Genomic DNA, 300 nt, shown 5'->3' with positions numbered 1-300 from the left:
AGCGAACTTTGATGCGCTGAAACAAGCTTGCAAATCGCAAGAGTATAAGTTGGAGGGATTAGTTCACCACTCAGATCGCGGAAGCCAATATATAGATCATCGCTATATAGCTGAGTTGTCTAAACAAGGTATTTGGATTAGTATGGGATACAAGGCTCAAGACAATGCTTATGCAGAGCGATTGAATGGAATTATTAAAAACGAGTTCCTGAAACGCTGGACAATAAAGGATTTTAATGGTTTAAAAAGGAAAGTAAAAAAGGCAGTTGAATATTACAATGGAAAAAGAATCCATAGGCA

At 37.3% G+C, this 300-nt stretch carries 1 protein-coding gene; it reads left to right on the top strand.

The annotated features are described in order from the left end of the window. Nucleotides 1-49: 49 nt before the first annotated feature. Nucleotides 50-300, top strand: a 251-nt coding sequence (locus tag VJI94_RS08180; RefSeq protein ID WP_324008993.1) for an integrase core domain-containing protein, incomplete at its 3' end; no start/stop codon positions are given.

Origin of the sequence: Parvimonas sp. D9, from assembly GCF_035282565.1 — a bacterium.
Lineage (GTDB): Bacteria > Bacillota > Clostridia > Tissierellales > Peptoniphilaceae > Parvimonas > Parvimonas micra.
Note: the sequence above shows the minus strand (reverse complement) of the source record. Positions and strands in the feature narration are given on the sequence as shown.